Source organism: Cytophaga sp., assembly GCF_051961495.1.
In the GTDB taxonomy this organism is placed as follows: domain Bacteria; phylum Bacteroidota; class Bacteroidia; order Cytophagales; family Cytophagaceae; genus Cytophaga.
In genome coordinates this window covers 1-3,665 of sequence record NZ_JBQCDF010000116.1, presented here as the reverse complement: position 1 = coordinate 3,665, position 3,665 = coordinate 1, and the positions used below count along the sequence as shown (strand labels likewise).

Annotated in this window: 5 protein-coding genes; 2 read left to right on the top strand and 3 right to left on the bottom strand. The window is 37.5% G+C overall.

Annotated elements, in window-relative coordinates; all coding sequences use genetic code 11:
• From ACTHJT_RS05785 to ACTHJT_RS05775, 3 genes are all read right to left on the bottom strand, one after another.
• Window positions 1–337, bottom strand: a 337-nt coding sequence (locus ACTHJT_RS05785) for a hypothetical protein (RefSeq protein ID WP_440237052.1), incomplete at its 3' end; no start/stop codon positions are given.
• A gap of 820 nt (window positions 338–1,157) precedes the next feature.
• Window positions 1,158–1,430 (bottom strand): hypothetical protein, encoded by a 273-nt coding sequence (locus ACTHJT_RS05780; protein WP_440237051.1) that lies wholly within the window; start codon window positions 1,428–1,430, stop codon window positions 1,158–1,160.
• 42 nt (window positions 1,431–1,472) lie between these two features.
• Window positions 1,473–1,766 (bottom strand): hypothetical protein, encoded by a 294-nt coding sequence (locus tag ACTHJT_RS05775; protein WP_440237050.1) that lies wholly within the window; start codon window positions 1,764–1,766, stop codon window positions 1,473–1,475.
• Between the two features lie 193 nt (window positions 1,767–1,959).
• Between ACTHJT_RS05775 and ACTHJT_RS05770 the strand changes: the two genes are divergently transcribed.
• Window positions 1,960–2,715, top strand: coding sequence for a hypothetical protein (locus ACTHJT_RS05770; protein WP_440237049.1), 756 nt, complete (start codon window positions 1,960–1,962; stop codon window positions 2,713–2,715).
• Between the two features lie 626 nt (window positions 2,716–3,341).
• Window positions 3,342–3,665: hypothetical protein (locus ACTHJT_RS05765; RefSeq protein WP_440237048.1), on the top strand; the 324-nt coding region annotated here is incomplete at its 3' end.

Here is a 3,665-nt window from a genome sequence, read left to right as displayed (position 1 = left end):
GCTCTAATGGATAAGCCGTAATAAAACCTCCTGTATTTCCTTTGTTATCTTTACGTAATTCAAATTTAAAATCTTTTGATAGGCTTATTAGATCTTCTTCATAAAAACCCATTTCAGGAGCGTTCCAATCGGAAAGTGGCTTATGGATTAAATCTTTTGATTTTCCGAATACTTCGATTTTTACTTTTTCTTGATTTTCATTTAAAAAAAAGATAGAAGCTTTTAAGTATTTTGCTGAGTCCGCAGAACCAAACCAATATTCATTTTTGACAATAGCATTTGTGCTACTATTTACTCCATCAAAAAAAAATATATTCTTTATTTCTTTTACTACCATAATTTAACCCAAATACCATTTATATAACTCCATTGTTCCAAAACTTGAATTTGATCATTAATCGTATGAAAGGGAAGATTTGTCTGTGTGCCACAGACTGCGGTGTGTAGGCTTTCACTTATTTTTAATTTCAGAAGCGATATTTTATCCAACGCCTTGTGAAATGCACCCAATTCTACATCATTTAAAACGGCATCTTCGCACACTGACCAATTTGTTACAGCGTAAACATAATTAAATAACAACATAAATTACCAAGTAGGCATAAACTTTTTTAACATTTGTATACGATAAATAGACATGTGTTAAAAACCTTTTCTTTTAACAAATCGAAAACCAAACAACTTCCTGCCACTTCATTTAAGACACTTTAACATGCCACGCATCCAAACACCCTGCCTGAGATTTTAAATTGAAGTATGATGTATAAGAATTGATAATTGAGAATGCTGTTGCTGCATGTCTCTTATTATTTTTTGCCTTCCTTTTTTTATTTCATTTAAAATAAATATTCCCGTTTTAAAAAAGTTTATTGTTTTTAAATGTTTATATAAGTACCTGTACAGTTTGTGTAACAGAAACTGTACAGGTACCTTACCAAATTCTGTACAGGTACCTGTACAGTTACCATACCAAATTTTGGAATCCCAATCCGAAAGTGCTATGGTTAACACGTGTTAATTGAATAGCACAGCAGGTACAGATAACTGAATCTTTTCACATACAAAAATGACAATCTTCACGAAGGACCCTGCACGCACCCTGGGCGCAGACCGGGAGGAGACCACACGGAGCCTACCCTAAAACCAGGTTGGAATGCTCAACTCCTGTTGTAGATGCTTGCTGCATCCGCATATTTATCCGGATTAAAAAGAAGAATATCTGTACGCCGCCGCTTATCAAAAAAGACTTTGAAATGCACCATATGTTCATTTGCCTTTATGGGTTTTACCCGAAAGGCAAAGCGTTCCTTTGCACAGTACATTACGATGATTGCGGTTATTTTTATTACCGCATCAAACAGGGACTCTGCCCGGATGCTTTTCAACCGCAGGCCCGGTGCCGCTGTTTTCATTTCAATTAAAAATTCCATAACCAGGTTTGCTTTTGCTGCATCGAATAATTTTTTAAATAACTAATCCTGAAGAAGGTGCTCAATCTCTTCTCTGTCAATGCCTGTATAAATACAGAACTCATCTATCGTTACCAGACTATCTTCCGATTTATTCAAACTTCTTTTGATTCTTTTTAGCAAGCCAAGTGCTCCTTTATACTTTTTCCCGGTGATTAATTGTATATCATTCGCATAAATCACTATTCTTTTCAGTCTTTTTTGTCCATTCATGTCCTTATTGCCCTGGTGAGTTTTTAACGGTTTTATTCCGCTGTAAAATTGTACAACAATTACAACACGCACTAAAAAAAGCATGCGGAGTTATGTGCATAGTTTCCACAAAAAGCCCTGTTTACAAGGGATGTATGGCAAAGTGTACGGGCAGGTGTACAGGTCACGATGCTTTGCGCACACAGAAAAAAAGGAACATGATCCGTGATTCACAAATGCTGAAAGTATGTTTTGTGTATTGTATTTAATCTTTCAAACATTTAAACAATTAAAAAAAATGGCCAGACAAAATGGAATTTTAGAGATCACCGGTACCATGGGTAACCTTACGTTCTACAAATCACAGGACGGTATGATGGTAAAAGAAAAAAGCATCGTCAGCAAAGACAAAATCATGAACTCACCTGCCTACCAGCGGACGCGTGAAAACATGGCGGAATTTGGCAATGCAGGCAAAAGCAGTAAAATGATTCTGGATGCGATCCGTACGTTTATGGTAGCTGCTGCCGACAACCGTGTATCTTCAAGACTTTCGAAACTCATGCGCAAAGTATTGAAAGAAGATACAACCAGTAAAAGAGGGTTACGAAATGTTGCACTGGGCATTAAAACACCAGCGGGCAAAGACCTGTTGAATCATTTCAATTTTAACAAAGATTCATTGCTGCAATCGGTACTGCGCCTTCCGTACAGTTTTGATGCAGTAACCGGAAAAGTTACCATCTCAAACGTCATCCCGAACATGCACATCATTGCACCTAAAGGCGCAACGCATGTGAGTATTGCCTGTGCGTTTGTTACCGTGGAATTTTCAACAGGAAGAAGATGGGCGGAATTCTCTCCTACCGTTGAATTGGCGCTGGATGCAACACCGGCAATAGTTGAACTGGAGCCGGATGAAGTGCCGACCATTACACCGGATACCACTTCGCTTCATTTCCTCAAGTTTGAATTCTATCAGTTAGTGAATGGCGATAAGTATGGCCTGAACGACCAGAACTTCAACTGCCTGGAACTATTTGAAGTGAATTAATCCATGCATATGGTATGGCAGATCTGAGCATCGCCATACCATATTGCTATTATTAGAAAAGAAAATCAGTTATCTAATCGGTATTTATTCAGTAAGATCATATGAACATTGTACAACGTATCAAAGCACCCACACCAAAATTCTTCCGGGTTTTACGGGCCGGGGGACTTAGCCTAGCAGCATCGGGATTGAGTATTATCAGTGCCCCTTCCCTTGTGCCGCCGCCGGTGTTAGCCATTGCGAGTTATGCCATCCTCGGCGGATCGCTGGTTGCAGCCGTGAGCCAGTTAGCCGTAGAAACAAACCTACCAGACGATGAGCCAGCCAGCAAACAATAACGGTACGGTAATCTGTACCATTGGCGGTACGCTGCTGAGTGTCTTCTCCAACCTGCACACGGATGACCTAGTTAAAACCTGCCTACTGGCTGCTGTTGGCGCAACGGTGAGCTTTAGTGTTTCCTTGGGGTTGAAGGGGTTGGTTGGGATGGTGAAGAGAAGGATTGGGTAAATACATTTAAAGGCCCCGGATGGGGTCTTTTTTATTAATAAGTTATCTTATTATATATAATATATGTGCTAATTAAATATTACATTTATTTCGATATTCTAACTAGTACAATTTTTATGTTTATAACTAAAAATATAAACCAAACCAGTTTTTTACAAAAGGCAAACTCTATTTGTAAAAGAAAAAATTCTTTATATTTTTCTAAAAAAGAAATATATAGAGAATTTGGAATTGAATATGAATTTGATTTAGATCCAAGCGATTTAATTCTGGAACCGATTCTTGATCGATTATTAAAGGACAAATCAATACAATATCATGAGAGCATTACTAATAATTATATTATTAGTAATAAGGGGATTTTCTTATTAGAATCAAGGTCACTTAAATATCGATTAAAAAAAATTGACTTAAACTTAATTATCAACCACAGCATTACT

Coding starts and splice junctions, on each gene's coding strand:
- ACTHJT_RS05775 (WP_440237050.1), bottom strand. CDS start 1,766: ATGCTTTTTTTAGTGCGTGTTGTAATTGTTGTACAATTTTACAGCGGA.
- ACTHJT_RS05780 (WP_440237051.1), bottom strand. CDS start 1,430: ATGGAATTTTTAATTGAAATGAAAACAGCGGCACCGGGCCTGCGGTTG.
- ACTHJT_RS05770 (WP_440237049.1), top strand. CDS start 1,960: ATGGCCAGACAAAATGGAATTTTAGAGATCACCGGTACCATGGGTAAC.